14 protein-coding genes and 1 pseudogene are annotated in these 22,569 nt (G+C 62.9%); 7 read left to right on the top strand and 8 right to left on the bottom strand.

Annotated features, from left to right (window positions below; genetic code table 11):
• Positions 1-12 precede the first annotated feature (12 nt).
• The 5 genes from ON29_RS01355 to ON29_RS01335 all read left to right on the top strand — a co-directional run bounded on the left by ON29_RS01355 (position 13) and on the right by ON29_RS01335 (position 7,935).
• The gene (locus ON29_RS01355; protein ID WP_040864238.1) at positions 13-1,698 is read left to right on the top strand and encodes an ABC transporter family substrate-binding protein; all 1,686 of its coding nucleotides are present in this window, start codon (positions 13-15) and stop codon (positions 1,696-1,698) included.
• Positions 1,695-3,395, top strand: coding sequence for an ABC transporter family substrate-binding protein (locus tag ON29_RS01350; RefSeq protein WP_040864237.1), 1,701 nt, complete (start codon positions 1,695-1,697; stop codon positions 3,393-3,395). The genes ON29_RS01355 and ON29_RS01350 overlap by 4 nt, the downstream gene beginning before the upstream one ends.
• Before the next feature lie 39 nt (positions 3,396-3,434).
• A complete protein-coding gene (locus ON29_RS01345) occupies positions 3,435-5,105 on the top strand; it encodes an ABC transporter family substrate-binding protein (RefSeq protein ID WP_040864236.1) in 1,671 nt (556 codons plus the stop codon).
• A 38-nt stretch (positions 5,106-5,143) separates the two neighbouring features.
• Positions 5,144-5,764: a hypothetical protein gene (locus ON29_RS01340; protein WP_063825230.1), complete on the top strand. Its 621-nt coding sequence runs from the start codon at positions 5,144-5,146 to the stop codon at positions 5,762-5,764.
• A gap of 455 nt (positions 5,765-6,219) precedes the next feature.
• Positions 6,220-7,935: an nSTAND1 domain-containing NTPase gene (locus tag ON29_RS01335; RefSeq protein WP_157172623.1), complete on the top strand. Its 1,716-nt coding sequence runs from the start codon at positions 6,220-6,222 to the stop codon at positions 7,933-7,935.
• A 578-nt stretch (positions 7,936-8,513) separates the two neighbouring features.
• Here ON29_RS01335 and ON29_RS01330 read toward each other — a convergent pair.
• The 8 genes and pseudogenes from ON29_RS01330 to ON29_RS01290 all read right to left on the bottom strand — a co-directional run bounded on the left by ON29_RS01330 (position 8,514) and on the right by ON29_RS01290 (position 19,583).
• Positions 8,514-9,686, bottom strand: a complete 1,173-nt coding sequence (locus ON29_RS01330) for a nucleotidyltransferase family protein (protein WP_157172622.1) — start codon at positions 9,684-9,686, stop codon at positions 8,514-8,516.
• A gap of 43 nt (positions 9,687-9,729) precedes the next feature.
• Positions 9,730-12,021 carry a peptidase domain-containing ABC transporter gene (locus ON29_RS34410; protein WP_083863165.1) on the bottom strand — a complete coding sequence of 764 codons (2,292 nt, stop codon included), beginning with the start codon at positions 12,019-12,021 and terminating at the stop codon, positions 9,730-9,732.
• Positions 12,018-13,235, bottom strand: a complete 1,218-nt coding sequence (locus ON29_RS01320; RefSeq protein ID WP_157172621.1) for a condensation domain-containing protein — start codon at positions 13,233-13,235, stop codon at positions 12,018-12,020. The genes ON29_RS34410 and ON29_RS01320 overlap by 4 nt, the downstream gene beginning before the upstream one ends.
• A gap of 923 nt (positions 13,236-14,158) precedes the next feature.
• A pseudogene (locus ON29_RS34405) lies at positions 14,159-15,059 on the bottom strand (IS5 family transposase).
• Positions 15,060-15,346: 287 nt separating this feature from the next.
• Positions 15,347-15,613 carry a phosphopantetheine-binding protein gene (locus tag ON29_RS01305; RefSeq protein WP_040864230.1) on the bottom strand — a complete coding sequence of 89 codons (267 nt, stop codon included), beginning with the start codon at positions 15,611-15,613 and terminating at the stop codon, positions 15,347-15,349.
• Between the two features lie 67 nt (positions 15,614-15,680).
• Complete coding sequence (locus ON29_RS01300) at positions 15,681-16,898, bottom strand: acyl-CoA dehydrogenase family protein (protein ID WP_051174756.1); 1,218 nt, start codon at positions 16,896-16,898, stop codon at positions 15,681-15,683.
• On the bottom strand, positions 16,895-18,133 hold the full coding sequence (locus ON29_RS01295) for a type III PLP-dependent enzyme domain-containing protein (RefSeq protein ID WP_051174778.1): 1,239 nt from the start codon (positions 18,131-18,133) through the stop codon (positions 16,895-16,897). Before ON29_RS01295 ends, ON29_RS01300 begins: the two co-directional genes overlap by 4 nt.
• Positions 18,126-19,583, bottom strand: a complete 1,458-nt coding sequence (locus ON29_RS01290; RefSeq protein WP_040864229.1) for a class I adenylate-forming enzyme family protein — start codon at positions 19,581-19,583, stop codon at positions 18,126-18,128. The genes ON29_RS01295 and ON29_RS01290 overlap by 8 nt, the downstream gene beginning before the upstream one ends.
• Positions 19,584-20,378: 795 nt before the next feature.
• Between ON29_RS01290 and ON29_RS01285 the strand changes: the two genes are divergently transcribed.
• Positions 20,379-21,209, top strand: coding sequence for an LLM class flavin-dependent oxidoreductase (locus tag ON29_RS01285; RefSeq protein ID WP_040864228.1), 831 nt, complete (start codon positions 20,379-20,381; stop codon positions 21,207-21,209).
• Between the two features lie 91 nt (positions 21,210-21,300).
• Positions 21,301-22,563, top strand: a complete 1,263-nt coding sequence (locus tag ON29_RS01280; RefSeq protein ID WP_040864227.1) for a cytochrome P450 — start codon at positions 21,301-21,303, stop codon at positions 22,561-22,563.
• Positions 22,564-22,569: the final 6 nt, after the last annotated feature.

The following is a 22,569-nucleotide window of genomic DNA, read 5'->3' as shown; positions in this document are numbered from 1 at the left end:
CAGGAGAGCGCGATGCGGATCCGTTTGGACCGAATGCGGTGGACCGCGGGCTTGGCGGCGTTCGCGCTGATCGCCGCGGGCTGCGCGACCGGCACCGACGATTCGGCCGCGGGACTGTCCGACGCGCTCGGCACCACCAGCGACATCAATCCCAAGAACCGCCACGAGGTGCGCGAGGGCGGCAATCTGCGCCTGGCGACGACCAGCTTCCCGGCGAACTGGAACACCCTGTCCAATGACGGGAACGACGGCGAGATCGCCGACATCGAGCGCCCGCTCATGCCGCGCGCGTTCGACGTCGACGCGGCGGGCAACCTCACCGTGAACAGGAACTACTTCACCGATGTCGCGCTGACCGGCACCGATCCGCAACAGGTCACCTATACCATCAATCCCGCGGCGGTCTGGTCCGACGGAACGCCGATCACCTGGGAGGACATCGCCGCGCAAGCACACGCGCTCAGCGGGCGGGACAAGCGCTTCTTGATCGCGATCACCAACGGCTTCGAGTTCGTCGACAAGGTCGAGCGCGGTGTGGACGACCGGCAGGCGGTCCTCACCTTCAACCATCCCTATGGGGAATGGCGCGGACAGTTCGCGGGCAACGCCTCGCTTTTCCCGAAATCCGTTACGGCGGACCCGGAATCGTTCAACAAGGGACTCGTGGACCGTCTCGGCTCCAGCGCGGGCCCGTTCGTCGTCCAATCCACCGACCGCGTCCAGGGCCGGATCGTGCTCGGCCGTAATCCCAAGTGGTGGGGTGAAACGCCGAAACTGGACACCATCACCTACAGCGTGCTGGATCACGCGGCCTGGGCGAGCGCGCTGCAGAACAACGAACTCGACCTCGTCCGGCTCGCCTCGATCGATGAGGTCAAGACGGTCCGCAACACCAGTGGGCTGGTCATTCGCCGCGCCCCGGGTAACCGCTGGCGCCACATCACCTTCAACGGCGCGCCCGGCTCCATTCTCGCCGACGCGCGCCTGCGCGTGGCGATCGCGAAGGCCATCGACCGGCAGGGCATCGCGACCGCGACGCAGAACGGCCTGGTCGAGAATCCGAAGCCGTTGAACAACCACATCTTCCTCCAGGGACAAGACGGGTATCAGGACAATTCGGCGCCGGTAGCGTACGACCCGGACCAGGCCGCACGGGAACTCGACGCGCTCGGCTGGAAGCTCAACGGCGACGTCCGTGAGAAGGACGGCCGCAAACTGGAAATTCGCGACGTGATGTACAACGACCCGCTGTGGGTCCAGATCGCGCAGATCATCCAGCAGAATCTGGCCCGCATCGGCGTGCGGCTGACCATCGACACCAAGCCCGGCGCCGGTTATTTCACCGACGTCATCATTCCCGGTGATTTCGACGCCGCACAGTTCATCTTCTCCGGGGACGCCTTCGCGATGAGTTCCATCCGGCAGATCTACTACTACGACCCGAACGATCTGCAGGGCAACTACGGTCGCATCGGTTCGCCCGAACTCAACGCCCTGATCGAACGCACGCTGACCGAACTCGATCCGAAGAAGGCGATCGAACTGGCCAACGAGGTCGACCGGAAAGTGTTCGAGGAAGGACATTCCCTGCCGCTGACCCAGTCCGACGGCAGTTTCGGCGCCCGCGCGGACCTCGCCAATATCGGCTCCCCCGGGCTGGCGTCCTACGACTACACCGAGATCGGATTCGTGAAATGAGACCAGTACAGCCCACCCGCAACCGCCCGCGGCGGACACGAACCGTGATCGTCCGGGCGCTCACCGTGGGCACGGCGCTCGCGCTGCTGGTCGGCTGCGGCTCGGGCGACAGCGCGGTGAAGTCGGGTTCCAACGCGCTGGGTTCGACCAACGACATCAATCCCCAGGAGCCGAGCGCACTGCGCGACGGCGGCAACCTGCGTCTGGCCATCACGAGTTTCCCCGCCACGTTCAATTCGCACCACGTCGACAGCGACTATGACCTCTCCGAGGTGGTCGACTGGACATTGCCGGGGCCGATCACCTCCAACGCCGCGGGCGAATTGTCGATCGACCACAATTTCTTCACCGACATCGCGCTGACCGAGACCAACCCGCAGCGAGTGGTCTACACCATCAACCCCAAGGCGGTCTGGTCCGACGGCAGCCCGATCACCTGGGAGGACCTGCGGTCCCAGGCGGAGGCGCTGAGCGGCCGCAACACGGAATACCGGGTCTCCGCGACCCAGGGCTACAGCAGGCTGGCCGGTGTGGAGCGCGGCGTCGACGACCGCCAGGCGATCGCCACCTTCGGACAGCACTACGCGGATTGGCGGGGCCTGTTCAGTCAGCTGATGCCGAAGGAATCGACCGAGACGCCGCAGGCGTTCAACGAGCGTGACCGCAACGGGCTCGCCAAGTCGGCGGGACCGTTCGTGATCACCTCCGTCGACCGGGCACAGCAACGCATCGTGCTCAGCCGCAACCCGAAATGGTGGGGCGAGACGCCGAAACTCGACACCGTCACCTACAGCGTGCTCGACTACTCGGCCCGTCTGAACGCCTTGCAGAACAATGAACTCGACGCCATCGATATCTCGGGCATCGAGGAGGTCAAGTCCGCGACCAACTCACCGGGCATCATCGTGCGTCGCGCTTCGCGCCCGTCCAATTCGCACATCACGTTCAACGGAGCGCAGGGGTCGATTCTCGCGGATCCCCGCCTGCGCGTCGCGATCGCGAAGGCGATCGACCGTCAAGGCGTCGTCACGGCGCTGCAGAACGGGATCGTGGAGAATCCCAAGCCGCTGAACAACCACATCTACCTCGACGGGCAGAAGGGCTACCAGGACAACTCCGCGGTGATCGCCTACAACCCCGACGAGGCGGCCCGCATGCTGGACGAACTCGGTTGGAAGCTCAACGGCGACGTTCGCGAGAAGGACGGGCGGAAGCTGGTGATCCGGGATGTGATGTTCCAGCAGGACACCTGGGTGCAGATGGCGCAGATCATGCAGCAGAATCTGGCTCGGGTCGGGGTGAAACTCGAAATCCAGACCTTCCCCGGCAACGGCTTGTTCACCGATGTCATCGACCCGGGCAACTTCGACATCGCTCAGTTCAGCTGGCAACGAAGCATTTTCCCGCTCGGCGCGCTGCCCCAGATCTACGCCTACGACCCAGCGAATACGCTCAGCAACAAGGGACGGATCGGGTCTCCCGACCTGAACGCGCTGATCGAGCAGACCATCTCCGAACTCGACCCCGAGAAGGCGATCGAGCTTGCGAACAAGGCCGACCGGATGATCTTCGAGCTGGGTCATTCGGTGCCCGTCGCGCAATCGGCCGGCAACGTAGCGGTCCGTGCGGGCCTGGCCAACTTCGGCGCCTTCGGGCTGGCTTCCACGGACTACCTCCGGGTGGGCTTCGAGAAGTGAGGTCGTTTCCGTAGGACGCAACGAGCAGGAAGGATCACCATGCGGATTACCTCTGCGTGTGCCCGGCTGGCCTTATCGCTGGTCGTCGTAGGGCTGGCAGTCACCGGCTGTGGCGGTGACAACGGAGTGACCCCGGGCTCCAGCACGGTCGGCAGCACCAACGACATCAACCCGAGGGACCCGAGCGAACTGCGCGACGGCGGCAACCTGCGGCTGGCACTCTCCAATTTTCCGGAGACTTTCAACTATCTGCACGTAGACGGCGGAACGGAAACTGTCTTCTACATCGCCGAAGCGACGATGCCCGCCGCCTTCGTCAGCGACGCGGCGGGGCAGCTGAGCGTCGACCACAACTTCTTCACCGATATCAAGCTGACCGGCAACAGCCCGCAGCAGGTGGAGTACACCATCAATCCGAAGGCCGTCTGGTCCGATGGCTCGCCGATCACCTGGGAGGATCTCCGGTCTCAGGCGAATGCGCTCAGCGGTAAGGACAACGCGTTCCTCGTCTCGGCCACCGGTGGTTTCGAACGGGTCGGCAAGGTCGAGCGCGGCGCCGATGACCGGCAAGCCGTGGTGACCTTCGATCAACCATATGGCGAATGGCAAGGGCTGTTCAGCCCGCTGTACCCGAAGTCGGTCACCGCGACCCCCGACGCCTTCACCAACGCGGCCAGGAACGGGCTGCCGCAAAGTGCGGGCCCCTTCGTGGTCACCTCCATCGACCGCAGCCAGAATCGCATCGTGCTCGGGCGCAATCCCAAGTGGTGGGGCGATACGCCGAAGCTCGATTCCGTCACCTTCAGCGTGCTCGACCATTCGGCCTGGCTGCCCGCGATCCAGAACAACGAACTCGATATCGCCTACATGTCCGGCATCGAGAACATCAGCGCGGCGCGCAATGCCGCGAACGTGGTCATCCGGCGCACGCCCGAGCCGACCTGGTCGCACATCACGTTCAACGGAGCACCCGGTTCCCTGCTGGCCGATCCGCAGCTGCGAATCGCCATCTCCAAGGCGATCGACCGGCAGGGAGTGGTCACCGCCTCGCAGCACGGCGTCGTCGACGATCCCAAGCCGCTGAACAATCACGTCTTCGTGTCGGGGCAGAAGGGCTACCAGGACAACGCGGCGCCCATCGCCTACGACCCGGACGAGGCGGCCCGCATGTTGGACGCCCTCGGGTGGAAACTCAACGGCGATGTCCGCGAGAAGGACGGTCGCAAGCTCGAACTCCGCGACGTGATGTACCAGCAGGATCAGTGGGTGCAGACCGCGCAGATCGTGCAGCAGAACCTCGCGAGGGTCGGAGTGAAGCTGAGCATCCAGACCGTGCCCGGCACCGGTCTGTTCACCAACGTCATCGACCCCGGTAACTTCGATCTGGCCCAATTCAGCTGGAACGGCAGCGTTCTCCCGCTGAGCGGACTGCGGCAGATCTACTACTACGATCCGAACAACCTGCAGGGCAACAAGGCGCGGATCGGTACCCCCGAACTCAACGCGCTGATCGACCGGACACTTTCCGAGCTCGACCCGGACAAGGCCATTCAGCTAGCCAACGAATGCGATCGGATGATCTTCGAAGAGGGTTACTCCGTCCCGCTGAACCAGGCATCGGGCACCTACGCCGTTCGAACCGACCTGGCGAACTACGGCGCCTTCGGACTGGCCTCGCGGGATTACACCAAGGTCGGCTTCCTGAAGTGAGTTCTGGATCGGGCCACCCGCTGGCCTATCCGGTCACGGTGACGCTCGGCGCCCTCGCGGTCTGTGCCGCTTGGGCGCCGTTCGGCACGTTGGATCAGGTGGCGGGGATCGCGGCCGTCACGCTCGGCATCATCTCGTACACGGGATACCGGCTCGTCATGGCATTCGGCCTGCTGCCGTTCCGGCGTTCCGGCTCAGCGCAGACCGTACGAGTCACACGCATCCGGCAACAGCACCGCCTGACCAACCGGTCGTGGTTACAAATCGAAGGAACCGACCGTCCGTACTGGCTTCCAGTGTATTTCGACCCGACGCTGGCCACCCTCCCCGGAGCCGATGCGAAGCTCACCGGCCGCACGATTCATCTCGGCGAGCAACGCCTCTACCCCTCCGGCCGGATCCGCGACGCCGAACCTCCCGGCCGCCTGATCGATAACCCCAGCCGCGCCGACCAGGATGCTGTCGCCAACACCGCGATGGCCATGCGCCTGCGCCGCCGCCTCCTGCTCGATGCCCAATCAACCGTCGCCGCGCCCATCGCCGCCCTCCTATGGGTCTATATCGACGACGGCGGCCTGCCCGCTTTCGTCGCCGCCGCTACCGTCGCCGCCACCACGACGATCTGGCTCTCCGCCATCCAGGGATCCGACCCGACCTGATATCCCACCTCCATACGGATTCGGTTCGCTGTGTGACAGCGCTTGGCGCGCGTGGGTTATCCACAATCGACCGACCGGTGCGGGGAGGTGGGTCGCGTCTGGTGGACGGGTGCCGTGGCACGGCCGACTACTTCGATGCCGAGGGCCGGAACGCTAGGGCACAGCTCACGGCCACCGCAACTGCAGGATCGTGTCGCAGACAACGACCGCGCAGGTCATACGGAGGCAAATGCCGTCCGGACCGGACAGAGAACGGTGCAGGTTCGTAGCGGCGTACCGCGATGGCGACCGGCTGGTCGCAGCTCCGCACCCTCGGGGCGCAGTGCTGGCGGGAGCGAAAACATCCGCCCTTCGGTGGAACTGAATCAACCCCGCCGTCGTCTAAGCCTGTTGTAGAGACACAACCGATCCAGTCGTCAACGACGACGCGGTCGTCACACTCTTCGGGGGAACACATGAAGCCGGCATCATCCGCCATAGCCAGTTACGCCACCCATGGCACGTCCGCGCGCGAGGAATTCACACGACGACTATCCGCCTTGCATCGGGACGCGGGCGCTCCCTCGTTACGGCATGTCGCCACGCTCGCCCAGCAGCAGGTGCGCGATGCCGACGGCGAGACCCGTTCAGCACACGCGACAGCCCAGAGGATCAGCGACTGGCTGAACGGACGCAACGTTCCGGCGCGGTTCGAATCACTGGTTCCGGTGCTGAACGTCTTGGGCGCCCGGGCACGACGCCGGGCCGGAACAACGACCGAGACAGTGCATCTACGCGCCTGGAGGTCGTTGTGGGCAGCGGCGCGCAGCGCCCCGGTCACCGCATCTGGTACCGCGACCGAGCCGCCGTATCCGGATGCCGATGGGTTCTTCGAACGGCACGATCCCGCCTTCTTCGGGCGACAGCGCGCCATTGCGTCCATCCTGAAGATGATCCGAACATCAGCATGTGCGCAACGCGATGCCGATGTCATCGTGCTGACGGGCGCTTCTGGGATCGGCAAGACCGCGCTGCTACGCGGGGGTGTGATTCCGGCGCTGAGCGCGGAATCGACGCAGTGGGCGGTCGCGGTCACTGCAGCAGATCACAATCCGCTCGGTTCGCAGAAGCGCATATTCCGTGCCACAGATAGTTTCAGCGGATCGGGTTCTGATCTCGATGCCGTGCGGCGTTGGGCCGGTGACCGTCGGCTGCTGCTGATCGTCGACCAATTCGAGCATTTGTACCAGCCCGAGGTCGATGCCACGGTCCGCGAGGCGTTCCTGATCTGGTTGAAGCAGGTGTCGACATTCGCGTCGGTCCTCGTTGCGGTGCGTTCTGACCAGCTCGTCAACTGTTTGCAATGTCCGTGGCTTGCGCATGCCGTACAGCACAACAGCTTCACACTGAACCACCCACATCGTCAGGAGCTGATGTCGGCCATCGTCGGGCCACCACGCACACGCGGAATCGCCGTCGATCCCGCTGTGGCAGAACTACTCGTCACCGAACTCGAAGGAGGCCGACCGGGCAGCGACCGGCCTACCATCAACGCCGGTGTCCTACCTGTGCTGTCGGCGACCATGCGATCGATGTGGGCCTGTCAGTACGGAAGTCGACTGGAACTCGCGGCCTATCATCGGGTCGGAGGCGTGGCCGGAGTGGTTGGTCGAATAGCCGAACAGCTCTGGGAGGCGTCGACTTCGGCAGAACAGCGCGATATGCGCCACATTCTGCTCGCATTGGTGACCGTCCATCGCGACAGCACCGTCACCCGCTACCGGACACCGACCAAGGAACTCGCTCGCATCGCCGCTCGCACCAGCACCGGTCCCGAGCTTGTTCACCGCTTGGTGGATGCGCGGCTGATCACCCTGGAGTCCCAGCATGCCTACCTTGTGCACGACGCACTGCTGGAGTGGGAACGGCTGCGCGGCTGGATCACCGAGAATCGGTCACAACTCATCTGGCGACAGCGCATCGAAGACGACGCCGCGGAATGGGCGGCCGCCCGTCGAGACCCTGGCCTACTCTATCGAAGCACCCGGCTGACCACCGCAATCCATCATGCCGACTCCGCGGTGAGCACCATCGCCACCGCGTTCCTCCGCGCATCTGCCAGAGCAGAACTGGAGGCACAACCAGCTCAGCTTCTCCACGAACCCGAATATCCGGCGAAGACCCAGCCGTGAGCACAGCCATCGGAACCCACCCCTCAGCCCCTTGATGAGGCCGTTTCAACATCACTCGCATGAACAGAAGATAAAACGAGCGACAGGAGTTCTACATGAGCAAGAATATTGGACGCCCCATTGGGATAATCATATTTTTAGGAATGACCCTTCCGGGTCCGATCGCTCTCCTGAATTTACCTGCACTACAACCAGAAGTACAAACTCCGACGGTAAGTTACATTGCCGAGGGATCCCCACCTCCCTGTGAGAAGCTCGATCCTCCGTGGCCACCTAGGTGCGTATAACAATACCCGAGCCTCCGTGTTTTCGTGCCCGCCGGGCAATGTAATTGCTACTCCGGCCGGCGGGTAACGGAGCCTGGGTTAATGGACAGAGCGCCGGTGCCCAGGGTGCTCATATTGTCGGCGCTTGGACAATCCGGAAAAGCCTGGGGTAGGTGGTGTCGCGGTCGCTGAGACCACGTCCACACGGGCGTAATAGCCCGACCGAGACACCACCGACTCCCGGCACATGAACGCCCCATCGAATTCACCTCGCCGCTGATTTGCGATAGCGGCGCGATTCCGCCAGCAGAATCACCATGCGAGATCTTCGAGACGAATGGTTCCACTGGGGACAAATTCTGCTGCCCGCCCCGAAAATAGCCGGTGCTCCAGAGTGTCGCACCAGGTCAGGACCTTGTCGCTCGGGCCGAGGCCGGTATCGAGAAGATGTTCGGGGAGTGGATCACCGATGACAAGCTCATCGCATATCGTCGTCCCGAACATCTTATCAGTGTGCTCATAAATCCACTTGACCGGAAACACTGTGCGACTGTCCATCATGATACGGCGAGCCTCGGACTTCGACTCGGGTGTCATGATTTTCCACAGCTGGATGACATCTCGATACTGCGCCAGTGTAGACCCACCCTGAAGGGCATCCCGCGCAATCCATGTCTCCCGGAAAAGGTGCAGAACGGTAAATAGCCAGAGGAAAGGGCGGGAGAGTGAACTGATAGTTCCGGGAACGCCTCGAGCGCAGGCGAAATCTTCCTGCGGAAGTACCGTCATCGGATTAGCCAGCGCGCTACCCATATCAACCTGCCAGGGAGCCTGGAACCAGGTTAGACTGAACGCGAAATCAACCATGACAAATGACACCAAAGGGTCGTCTCGCATTTTTACCGCATGAGGCAGATGATCGGGGTACATCCGATAGATCAGCTCGTCTTCCCTGCTGAGCGGGTTGATTCGATGATTGTAGCGGTCATAGGTTCCGAATTCGAATCCGAGATCCCGCAATGCCGACGTGGCGGCATGCTTGTTTTCGGGATGGATCATGAAATCGATATCCGACAACCGTCGCGATCCATCGCCGTTGTATACCAGATACTGCAGCACAACGCCCTTCGTCGCCAACGCCGGAAATCCTCTTTCCTGCAATACGCCGGCGATCTGCACTGCTTCCGAGGTCAACACGCGATTCCGGATGCGATTGGCGTTCAAATTTGTTCTGAGGAATTCTCGCACTTGCGGATAGAACAAGTCTTTTCTATCAGTTAGTTCAATCAGTGTGGCAAGCGCTCCGGCTATCTTTTGTCTGATCGCCATATTCACAAGGGTCATGCTGTCAGCTCGTCCCGCAGTAAGCGGAGAGAGCCAATCTTCTATCCACCCTTCCGGGGCGTCAGAGATAGGCGTGACACACAGCCGCTTCAACATGCACCATTCAAGTTCACTGGCCAGATCGCCCGAGAACCCACTCATAGGACACAACCTTTCAGAAATACTCATCGCGCCGCCGACTTCGTCACGACCGATCCGACATGTTTTGCTGGGGCGAAGAATCTCCGGGAAGATCCATCAATTCGCCGACGCCGTCCGTCATCCTCAGGATTCTCGAGGCGCCGACCGTGAGCGCCGCCCGGTGACCGAGAAGTATCGTCGTGATTCCGAGATCCTGAATATTGCGGAGGATCGCGGTTTCGGTGTCGGGGTCGACGGCACTGGTGGACTCGTCCAGAATCAGTAGGGAAGGCTTTTTGACCAGCGCTCTCGCCAGAGCCATCCGCTGCCGCTGCCCGCCGGAAACACCGGCGCCACCGGCACCTAGCAGAGTCTCGTATTTCATCGGCAAGGTGCAAATGAAATCATCGATCTCAGCAAGGCGTGCGGCCGACCTTACCTCGTCGAGCGAAGCGTCCGGGCAACTGAATCTGATATTGTCCAGAATGCTCCCCGACATCAAGGTACTGTTCTGGTCGACATAGCCGATGTGGCTGCGGTACGCGATCGGGTCGATTTCGGCCAGATCAATCCCATCGATCAATATCCGCCCCGCTGTCGGACTCAGCAAACCGCCGATCAGCATTCCCAACGTAGACTTCCCGGATCCGGATGGTCCGATGATCGGCAGCAGCCGACCGGATGAAATTTCGGCCGTCGCCTCATGGACCGATGCTGCGGTCGCACCGGCATAGGTGTACGAGACGCCTTCCAGCCGGATGCACGGTGGCCGGTCTTCCTGCGCCATGCCTCGCAGCCCGCCCCGCTCGACGGGGCTCGTCAGCACGTCATCGATGCGAGACAGGTCGGGCAGCAGCTCCACGAGTGCAGCCGATGCCAACGACAGGTTCGACAACGAGGCGAACAACCCTGAACTCAAGGCACCTAACGAGACCGCAGCGGACAACCCTGCCTCGCTGCGCACGGCAACGGACACCCCTATGAGCAGGACCAACAACGGCGCGGCAAACTGGATGGTCGCCATGAATGACGAGACCATACCCGCATGCCGTCGCTGCCTCGTCCCGTGAGTGAGTTCGTTCGCGAACGAATTCAGCCATCGAGCATGCGCGATGATTTCGGCACCCAACGACTTCACAGTCGTCATATTGGTGAGGATCTCGTGCAGGTCGTTGGACGACCTGGTGCGAGCTTCGAGCACATCCGAGGCCAGCTGCCGGTGTCGCTGCCACGACAGTGTCGTCACGAGTGCGAAGGAAACGATGCAGATGACTATTGCCAGCGATAGCCAGAATTCTCGGTAGCCGATGACCAGCACGTACCCGATGACCAGTAGGGCGTCGAATACGGCGCCGACCGTGGTAACCGAGACGATCTGCCTGAGTCGCGCAGTGGACCGGACCCGCTGCGCCAGATCACCTGGGTGCCGGGCGTGAAAGAATTCCAGCGGCAGTCGGCTGAGGCGTCCCATCAGTTGATGTGCCGCACGTTCTTCGAGAAGGCTCTGTATCGAGACGATCAACCGCGAGCGCGTGAAGTGCAGTATTCCGAAAGAAGCAGCTGCGCAAGTAAGCACCGCAGCCCATCGCAGCTGGCCTGCAGTGCCGCCCTGCAATGTATCAGCACCAGCGGTGACCATGCGTGCCAGAACAAAAGGAAAGGTCAACGCATAAACGAGGAGCAACGCGGAGGCGGCCAGGGCTCCCAGCCACTTGGGAGTTCGAGGGAGAAATGCTGTCGCCAGGGCTCTGCTACTGCTCTTACCCGCGGGTTCGGTTTCATGTCGGTCGGTTGTTGTGTGGCCTGTGAACTCCAAAGCCAAGCCGGTGAAGTCGACATCGGCATCGCTCCAGCTGATAACTCGACGCCCGACTGCCGGGTCGATGATCACAACGTGAGACCGCGTGGCCTTCACCAGCACGACAAAATGGTTGAATCGCCAGAACAGGATAGAACCGGATGCCAGATGCGCGAGCCCGGACAGGTTGGTGCGCACTCCGCGGCCATCCAGCCCGTGCCGCCGGCCGAGTTCGAGCAACCTCGATGCGGACACTCCGTTTCGACCGCTGCCCGCTTCTTCTCGAAGCTGCTGAGCGGATATGTGAACGCCACGGCTGGCAAGGACCATGCGCAGACACGCGGGACCGCAGTCGGCTGCCGTCATCTGGGGGTAGAAGGGCACATCGCAGGACTCGGCAGCCCGGAGGACGAAACCTAGCCTGTTCGGATCACGGCCGGCTCGGAACGCCACCGCTCCGAAAATGCTGGAGCGGCCGTACCGGTCGAGGGAAGGCTTGCGGAACCGGGGTCTACCCGGGAATTTTTCATCCGTCTCCGAAGCCACGTCCTGTGTCATTGCCCCGCCAATCGACTGAACAGGTGCGCCGACTCTTCGACGGAAAATGCAGCGGAGTTCGTCTCCAAGGTGATGTTGAAAGCCTCACCGGTATCGCTGACCTGCAGAGATATTGGCCTTGCCAGTGCATACGGCGCATTGAATCTCTCCGTGGGTACGACATCGGCTTTCCTGCTCCGGCTGCTGGGCCTGGAGGCGTCGATGTAGTTGAACACCGGAAAGGGACGCTTCGGTATGCCTTGTCGTAGCTCGAGGTTGCGCAGCTCCCGGCTGTCGATCTGCTGGTGCGCAGCCGCACGAATCAGCTGACCGGCTATTCTGTCCCGCCATGTCCGTCCGCCGAAGTCGATGATAATCGGACGAATTGTCGAAAACATGCCGACTTGGTCTGCCAGTCTTTCCGAACGGATCGTGTAGACGACATCGATCAGAGTTGCCCGCGGCTGGTACCTCCGCCAGGCGGAAACCAGACGATCGAGAAACATCGCGGAGGGACCCCAAGCCCCGGCCGCGGCGGTCCGCTTGAGCTCGACATATGGTTCACCGGCGAGGATTGCCTTGTGCGTTCGCGGGCGCGCTGGAGGAACAGCCAGGTGCCCGCCGAATGCGTCGTCGGGTAGATCGAGTTCACGTTCCCAGTGACGTCTTGCCGCCATTTCGGCCGCAGGTGTCAAGAGCACCCCGTCGACCGCGGCTTCGTACCGATCGGGAGGCATCACCGGATCTTCGCCTTGCGCGGCGGTGAGCACGGACGATCGGAGGGCGTTCAACACCAGCACGATCGAATGCCGGTCGATTGCGACATGCTGCAACGAGAACACAAGCTGATATTTGTGAGCCGAACCTTTGACAACTACGAACCTATAGACCCCGCGACGGTCCCGATCCCACTCGACGGTATCTCGGTAAAGAATGCTTCTTGCGTAGCGTGCTTGCCTATCGGCGGTCGCGTCCGACACATCATGGAATTCAACTGCCAGCTCATGCCGGTCGTACGGATCGACCTCTTGGAGATACCCATCTGACGCCGACCCCGAGAATCGTAGCCGCAATGCCGCGAATCCGCGTACAACCGCTTGTATTCCCGAGACGATATGCTCCGGTCGTACGTGATCGGGGAACATCATCGTGAATCCGAACGGGCTGCTGGAATGCTCCGCTTTCTCCTGCCACATCAGCAAGTCTGCCTGACCGGCGAGAACGGGAAACTTCATACACGACCTCGAGTAACGAATCTTCGGCGACCGAACGGGAGCACCAGGGGCCCCAGACATGTCTGGGGCCCCTGGCTGCACGTAACGAACACGGCGGTACTAGAAACCAGCGCAAGGCACTGCCCGGCCTCCGACGATGTCGTCGAGGTCGAGATCATCGATGAACTCGATGTTCACTTTCTCGAAGTCGATCTGCATAAGATTTCACCTCCTTCCGAAGTTGTCGTGGAAAGGGATCTCTTCTTCACGCCCGGCGGACGTTCCGAAAACCTACCCGGGAACATGGCGACACTTCGGAATTCAGCCCCCGCCGCCCGCGCATTGTCGGATCGTGAGCAGGCACTCGTTTCAACTCCTCGACACGATATCGACTGCATCTCGAGCGGAGCCGCCGTAAAAGTGATTTCGGCGGGACAGCAGCACGATCCACGCCGATAGCCAACCTCCGATCGACTACTGAGCGGAAGGAAATCTTACGAACAACCCCTCGCGTTCGACTCTAGGCACGCACCGAGGCGGTGGCAATCTCCCCGACGCACCGAACAGAGATAACCGAAGGACAACGGCGTGAAATAACCGTCCGGACCGGACATGGCCCTGATGAGATTCACGCACAAATCGCACAGCGCCGGCAACACGGCCATATCCGTACCGATGACAGTTACCGTCGGCGCCGAGGAGGACGGATAACTGTGGAATGCAAGCAGGTGCTCGTACGTCCCCCTGATAGAGCAAGACCAGGATGACGGAAAATCGTGCTGCCCTGGTCACCGGACAGCGAGCAATTTACAAGGCCCACTGGACGAATATGCGGGCGGGTCACCATGACCGGGCCCCATGCCTTTTGCGGTTTCCGCGCAGCCAGCGCACCCGGTAGGCATCGATGTGCCACCCGGCGGGGATCAGAGTCGACCGGTGCGCCGCTAGGTCGTGTCTCCCAATGATTTGAGCCATTCAACGACGAGGGCCAGGACGACTCCGGCCCGGTAGGTGATCGCGAGCTTGTCGTAGCGAGTGGCCACCGCCCGCCAGTGCTTGGCCCTGTTGAAGGCACGTTCGATGACGTTGCGGCGTTTGTAGATCTCGGCATCGAAGCTCGGTGGCCGCCCACCTGCGCGGCCCTTGCGTTTGCGGTTGGCGACCTGGTCCCGGCGTTCGGGGATCACGGTCTGGATACGTTTGCGGCGCAACAGAGTTCGGTTCGACGCCGCCGAGTAGGCGCGGTCGGCGATCACCACCTCCGGATTGCGCCGCGGTGCCCCACCGGCCAGTCGCGGCACCACCACCGCGTCGAGCAGCGGTGGCAGCAGCGGCGAGTCGTTGGTTTGACCGGGCGTGAGCAGCACGGCCAGGCCGCGACCGGCGCCGTCGGCGGCGAGATGGATCTTGGTGGTCAGCCCACCGCGGGAGCGCCCGATGGCATGGTCGGCCGGTTCATAGCCCGGTCACCGAGTCGGCGGCCGCGCCGGCGGCGTGTTGATGTGCCCGCACGATTGTCGAGTCGACCGAGACAACCCAGTCCAGGTCACCGGTGGTGTCGGCCAGGGCGACCAGAGCGGTCAGCACCCGGTCCCAGGTGCCGTCGGCGGCATAGCGGCGGTGGCGTTTCCACACCGTCTGCCACGGCCCGAAATGTTCCGGCAGATCCCGCCACGGCTGACTGGTGCGCAGCCGATACAGCATCCCCACCACCACCAGGCGATTGTTGGCGAAGTTACGGCCCACATGGCCCTCGGACTTCGATAGCAGCAACTCCAGTAGTTCCCACTGCTTGTCGGTCAGAACCTGGTATCGATCACCGATCGCGGTCGCCACGCACGACATGATGCACGATCGGCCCCGACCACGGGGCCGATCGATTCACCTCATTGGGAGACAGAACCTATACCGCCACGATGGGACTACCGCGCCAAGTTCTTCGAGGTCATGGGCGCTGGCGCGCGGCATGATCCGTGACGTGCGGTCGCGATGTCATTGGTGAGGCCCGCATTTCACAGTCTTTGGGTGGATGCGCGCAGGAAAGCTTGGTCCCTGCCGATGGAAACGCGGTGGAATTCAGCGGCCGAGACCGTGCTAGGTCACTGGGTCCGGCCGCTGCGCCAGTCGACGCATCACTGGACCGCTTTGTCGTCCCGCAGGCTATCAATGGCCGCCCAAAGTCCGGCGGGCGTCGCGAAGGTGTTCACGGAGAGCAGATGGTCGGGGATCATGACAGCGAAGGTCTCTTCGAGATCGAGCAGCAGCCTCACGGTGGCCATCGAGTCCAGGCCATGATCAGCGAGGTTCATATCCGGCGTCACCTCTGTGTCCACCGACAGGAGAGGTAGATAGGTGCGCAAAATCTTCTCGAACGGTTCGGCCCATAGTTGCCGACTCATGCGAACTCCTTTGTTACCGTGATTGGATCGGCCGTAGCGGCCACGCCGCTCGGTATATGCCCCCGTCTCAAGCCCTCTCGGCCGACTCCCTGTGACAGAGACCTGCGCCGGATTCGACACCGGCTGCGAGGGAGCCGGCTCCATCCAGCAAGGTCAGCGTGCCGATCGCGGTGAGTAGGCGGTCGTTGGAGTAGTTGAGACTGGCCGACCGCAAGTCACGGAAATGCCGCTCCAGCGGCACCGGTGCGTCGCGCTGATAGCCGGTCATCGCGCCGCCGAGCTGGACCAAGCGGTCCACTGCCGAGAACGTCAACTCCGAAGAGGCCACTTTGAGCGTGTCGAGTTTTATCTGAAAGGCATACTCATCCATCCCTCGCTTGGCACGCCTTCGATGCATCACCTCGTTCCGAATGTGCAGCAGATAGGCACCGCACAGCTCGAGCTCGACACGAGTGCGGGCCAGTCGGTGCCGGACGAGATCGCTGTCGATGTCGATACTCGCCGGGCGGTCCGAGGATCTGATGAGCGAAGTCATGGAGTTCAGGGCCGCCCGAGCCGCCCCCAGCCAGCACGCCGACCAGGCGAGATGGCCTGCCGGGATCATGCTGTCCACAGCCACCGCTCGGAATCCGCCCGCGGCCCCGATCAACTGGTCGGCGGAGGCGGTGCCAGAGAGCACCATTGCGACGCTACGCGTGCCGCGCATGCCCATCGCGTTCCAGTCACGCACCGTTCGAGCCTCGACCTGGCTGCGGTCCAGATACACGAGGCTGACCCGGTTGGGTGGTTCGTCGGCGCTCGCGCGCATGGTGACCAGGAAGCCGTCGGCGAACTCACCGCCGGTCACCACGGGCGCGTCGCGCCGCACCAACAGCTGCTGGTCCTCGCGGACAATTGCGGAACTCGCGGTCAACAGGTGGGCACCCTTGCCGGGTTCGGTGGTCACCGAGGCGAGGTAGTACCCGTCCACGGCGATGCGGCGAAGGAGAACCTCCCGCAGCGCGCCACCTGCGTGGCGGACAACGGTGTCGACCTGCTGGCAGTGCATCGCCCAGATCATGGCGGTGGACAGACAACCGCCCGCCAGCAGGGCCGCCGCCTCGACCATGTCTCCGAGGTCACCACCCATTCCGCCGTACTCGGTCGGGACCAGCAGGCCGAAAAGGCCCGCCTCGCGGAGCGCCTCGACACTGTCTCGGGGGAATTCGGCGTCGGCGTCGGCCTTCGCGGCGTGCTGGGCCAGCACCGGAGCCAGCTCGGCGGCGAGCGCAGCGGCTTTCGTCACGACACCTCCTCGACCGGTTCCTCTACGGGAAAGCTTTCATATGTCAGGCGCATCCGCCTCACTTCCACCACCTTGTCGTGCGCCAGGACGATCTCTGTGGGTGCCGGCCGCCCCAGGAACGCCACGAGGCTTGCACTCAACCCGTACGCACCCACATTGGGCACGACCAGCAGATCGCCCGGAGCTACGGTGGGTACTTCGACATCGCGACCGAGTACATCGGCGGGGGTGCAGAGCGGCCCGACCAGTGTCACTGTCGCGGTCTCACCGCCGGTATGGTCCGGGGTGGCCGACGGCCGAGCCAGCCTGCCCAATCCGGTCATCCCGCCGAGATGGTTGATCCCGGAGTCCAGCACCACGAATGTGCTGTTTCCGCTCGTTTTGATCTCCTGGACGGTGGTGACCAAACGACCGCTGTCGCCGACCAGGTACCGGCCGGACTCGAAGGCTATCTCGACTTCGTGATGGCGCCATCCGGGCAAACCTCCGTCCAGCGCGGCTTCCAAGGCTTTGCGCAGACCGGGATACCGTGGCCGACGCCCCGGCCGGGCGTACGGCGCAGCGAATCCGCCACCCAGGTCGACGACGAGCAGCGGCAGTCCGGCCCGGTCGCGCAACCGTGCGGCGAGGGCGATGTTCTCCCGGAAGGCCGCGATCAGACTGCTCTCGTCACGCGCGTTGCTGAGAGGGAACAGATGCAATCCCACCAGGCGGGCTCCTGGCACATTCATGAAGCGTCCGGGATCTGCGATCACCTGCTTCTCATCCACCCCGAACTGGGACTCGGTTCCGGTCATCCGCAGCCCGCTCGCTCCGACAGAGCTGCCGTTGACACGCAACAAGACCGTTGCTTCGGTGTGGTGCGCCAGCGCCGCCCGGCCGATGCGGTCGAGTTCGCCGGCAGATTCGACGGAGAAGCGTCGCACGCCTTCGGCGATCGCGTGATCGATCTCGGAGTCGGTCTTGCCCGGGCCGGTGTAGAGACAGTCCTCGCCGCGGAAGCCTGCATTCCGGGCAGCCGTCAGCTCACCTGGCGAACTGATCTCCGCTCGGCAGCCGGACCTCCGCAATTCCCGGGCCACCACCACGTGTGGATTGGCTTTGAGCGAGTAGTAGACGACCGATTGCGTCGGCAGGGCGGCCCGCAAATCCACGAGAGCCCGGGCTACCGCGTCGAGTTGGTAAACATAGAGCGGGCTCCCATACTGCCTGGTCAGGCTGGCAATATCAGGCATGAGCGGCTTGCGCTTCCGCACCATCTACCAAGGCAGCCAACGCCGTCCGGTCGATCTTGCCCCTCGGCCCGAGCGGCAGTCGCGACAATGTCCGGCAGCGCGTCGGCACCTTGAGCGGGTCCAGCCGGTCGCGCAGTCGACGCAGGACTTCAGAAGGCTCTAGAACAGTGACCGCGAACAGCACCGCTTCGTCATCACCGCGCGGTGGCACCACAGCGGCTTCATCGACATCCGGCACCGCGGATGCCGCCGCCTCGATCTCAGCAACACTTGTGCGTACGCCATGGTGTTTGAACAACTCGTCGCGGCGACCGTGGAAGAACAGGTTGCCACCCTCATCCATGTGCCCGTAGTCACCGGTGTGGAGCACCCGTTCGCCGGTGACGGCGTCCTTCTGGTAGATCCGTGCGGTCAGCTCCTCGTCCCGCCAATAGCCGTTCATCAAATGTGGTCCGGCAACCGTGATCTGGCCCTCCACTCCCGGTGGCACCGGACGCGCATCGTTGTCGACGATCCGCACACTGGTGCCGGGCAGCGGCGATCCCACCGAGCCGGGCAGGGCCAGGTCTTCGTTGGGTTGCCCGATCGTGATCCGTTTGCACTCGGTGGTGCCGTACATCAGTTGAACGGCTGCGGACGGAAAGGCCCGGCGCAACGCAGCGATTTGTGGCGACGTCAGTTCCTGGCCCGTATTGGTGAACAGGCGAATGGTGGGCGCCGTGCCCCGAACCGCCAGCCGCGCCAGCATCGTCGCGAGGGATGGCACCACTGGGGCAACGGTCACGCCATGGCGGCGCATGATTCCCAGTAGACCGGCGTCGTCGCCGGGTCCGGACAGTACCAGCGTCGCGCCGCAGAGGGCTGTCAGAAAGGTTTGATAGAGGCCGTAGTCGAACGAGAGCGGGAGCCTGCACAGCACCACATCGTCCGACCGATAATTCAGCCGAGAGGCGATCGCAGACGTCGCGAACAGTATCGAGCGGTGCGCGCACACCACGGCCTTCGGCGCGGCAGTGCTGCCGGAGGTATACAGGAGGAGCGCAGCCGCGTCGGGATCCAAGTTTCCCGGCGACGCAGGCTTCCGTGCCGTCGCCAGGCCTGCCGTCGGCAAGGGATCACTCATCACGAGTGCCGGCTCCGCGTCCCGATTGATCTGCTCCCATTGCGTCGGTCGCAGATCGGGATTGAGCGGTACGGCCATCGCGCCGATACGGGAGCAGGCGTAGATCGCCGCGATCACCCAGCGCTCGGCAATGGCGCGGATCAGGACCCGGTCACCGGCACGCACGCCCGCCGCAGCGATGTGTGTCGCGTATTCCGCAGTGCGGCTGTGCAACTCTGCATAGGTCCATGAACCGTTCCGATCAGCGACCGCGACTTTATCCGGATTTTGCGCAGCAACGTTGGCAACGAGTTCGTGAAGGAAAAGTGGCGCCGATTGGCGGAACATATACTATCAGCCTCCCCAGTGCTACCAGAAAAGTACATAGCAGCGTGCTCGATGTCAACGAAGTAAGAATTGAATCGTTGTTGGCGAGAAGCAATCGGTATCACAAGTTTTCGGCATCGGCGATCTCCGCGACAACGCGCCTACTGCATCCAGGTGAGCCTTCGGATCAATCGGCAGGTATCCGAAGACTTGAACATCGCCGGGCCCGACCGATAACCAAGCCGGTCTGCGCTCGCCACCTGCGTCGCACAGGTGTTGAACCAAGTGGCCGCGACATGGGCGGTTAGCCGATGCCCGACCCCGACAGCAACGTCAGCTGTTCAACTGCTGACCACCAGCGGTTGAACAGCCGCCACGGGCGGACGGCAGGTTCCGACAACAACTGGACAACACTAAGACTCGTCTTCGCGATCAAGCCTTACGTGCCACCCGGCAGCTGCCGCGAAAGGGCTGACCGCGACTACGTTGACTGTCGGACTGAGGATTTGGTCTGATTGGGTTGAGGACGGGGCCAACCCGATCACCCAGGGGGTCTTCTGCGATGCACGCTGCCGATTCGCCCGGCGAGTGATTCTCTTCTACGAGGTGAATCGGAAGCGTTTCCGGATTGCTAATACGGTTCGGTGACAACGCATTTCGTCCGCCACGCAGTGGCGTTGCTGTAAGACTCCCCGCCGGGAACCAGCGGGATGGTGATGTGGGGAAGCGGTAATCGGCATCGACTGGTTGGCGTTCGCCGTGGAGTAGCTGGCACCCGACTGACGGCGGGCGTGAATTGTGTGAGACGAGGACGGAATGCGTTTCGGGATCGATATCGCCCAGAAGAACATGCCGTGGAGCGAAGTAGTGTCGCGGGTGAGGTTTGCCGAGGAGCTCGGATTCGACTGTGCCTGGGGATTCGATCACCTCGCCTCGAATCCGGAGGAACACGTAGACGCGACCTTCGAGGGAATGACGACATTGGCCGCGTTGTCCGGCCTGACTGATCGAATCAGACTCGGACTGCTCGTGACCGCCGTTACCTATCGCCAACCCGCACTGCTCGCCGCACAGGCGATGACGGTGGACCATGCGTCGGGTGGTCGCCTGAACTTGGCACTGGGCGCCGCCTGGAACGCCGATGAGCACAAGTCGTTGGGTATACCCTTCCCGTGCGTCGCTGAAAGATTCGAGCTACTCGCGGATACCATCGAGGTTCTCAATCGGCTGTTCTCCGGTGCGCGGGTGTCGTACGACGGTGTCGTCGCGTCGCTCAGCAAAGCCCGCCTGCTTCCCGAACCTGTCCAGGTGCCACGGCCACCGCTTTGGATCGGCGGCACCGGGCCACGGCGCACCCTCCCCATAACGGCCTGGTATGCCGACGGATGGCACGCCTACGGAACGCCCACCTCGTTGAAGCCGTATATGCGTCGCCTCGACGAGCTCGCCACGGCCGCAGGCAGGAGGCCGTCGGACATCGTTCGGGCCTCCACGCTGTCTGTTACCGAACCCATGGACGACGTCCGTCGCAGCGTGGCGGCTTGGCAGGAGGCCGGGTGGGACTACCTGGTGTGTTCGTGGCCAGACGGAGGTCGCCGCGTGCTCGAGTCGTTGGCCGCGACGGTGATGATCGAGGCCGGGTGCTGATGCGGATCGTCGATCGGCGGTTGCCGGCGGGGTCGCACATGCGTCCGGTCGTCAGTGACAGAACCAGTTCGCACGAGATGGGACCGCAGCGATGGTGAACCTCGACGCGTTTGATCTCGACCCGCTGGATAGCGCACTCGCTGTCTTGCTGTCCACCGAGCGCGGACGCCAGGACCCGTACCCGTCGTATGCCGAGCTCTTGGCCAAGCCTGGCCTGCACCGCAGTGCGATGGGATCGCTTGTCGCGACACGCTTCCTCGACTGTGAGGTCATCCTCAAGAATCGGCGGTTCGGGCATGCGCCCGCCACGACCCCCGCTGATTTCACCACCGCGGAACAGTACGAGGCCTTCAGACAGCGATATCCGCGAGTCGCGCAGCGCGCTCCTGTCATGTTGGAGCTGAATCCACCGGAGCACTCCCGCTTGCGCGGGCTTGTCTCGAATGTATTCACACGCAGGGTTGTCGAGAATCTTCGGCCACGAATAACCGCTATCGTGGACGAGCTGTTGCGAGGCCTGACCGGCAAGTTCGATGTGGTGTCCGATTTGGCTATACCGCTTCCGGCGCTCGTCATCAGCGAGTTGCTGGGGATTCCACGCGATGGTCATTACTACGTGATTCCGCATATTCGCAGGATCATCCAGGCGTTCGATACCCCGCTACCGCGTTCACAAAATCTGGACGAGATCTACCGGGCGACCGAATTGGTCGAGGAGTACTTCACCTCCATCATCCGCAGCAAGCGGGCGAAGCCGGAGGAGGACCTGATCAGTGACCTGGTCGGAGTACAGGATTCGGGCGGGAAGCTCTCTGAGGCAGAACTGATCTCGATGCTTCTGCTCTTGTTCGTTGCCGGCTATGAATCCAGCACGAACCTGATAGCCAATGGCTTCCACGCACTGCTCACCCACCCGAGCTCGGTAGAACTGCTTCACCGCGACCCCGGTAGCATCCCGCTCGCCGTCGAGGAGATGCTCCGCTGGGACGCACCGGTCCAGTTGGTCGGCCGGGTAGCGCTCGAGGACGCGGAAGTATCTGGACAGGTCGTTCGTAAGGGGGAGCAGGTTCTGCTGTTTCTAGGTGCTGCGAACAGGGACCCAGCCCACTTCAGCGATCCGGACCGATTCTCGATCACGCGAGACGAGGGTGCCCCACTCAGCTTCTCCACCGGAATCCACTACTGCCTCGGCGCGCCACTTGCTCGGCTGGAGGCCCAGATCCTCTTCGCGGAAATGCTTCCGCTTTGGTCCCGGCTCGAGCCCGTGAGCGCCGCTCCTGTCCGGTTCCGCACCAACCTCGTGCTCCGCGGCGTCGCATCGCTGGAGATGCACCTGCGTACCGGAGGTCGATGAATGAGA

The organism is Nocardia exalbida NBRC 100660 (assembly GCF_000308575.1).
Classification (GTDB): domain Bacteria; phylum Actinomycetota; class Actinomycetes; order Mycobacteriales; family Mycobacteriaceae; genus Nocardia; species Nocardia exalbida.
This window is presented reverse-complemented; position numbering and strand designations above follow the sequence as displayed.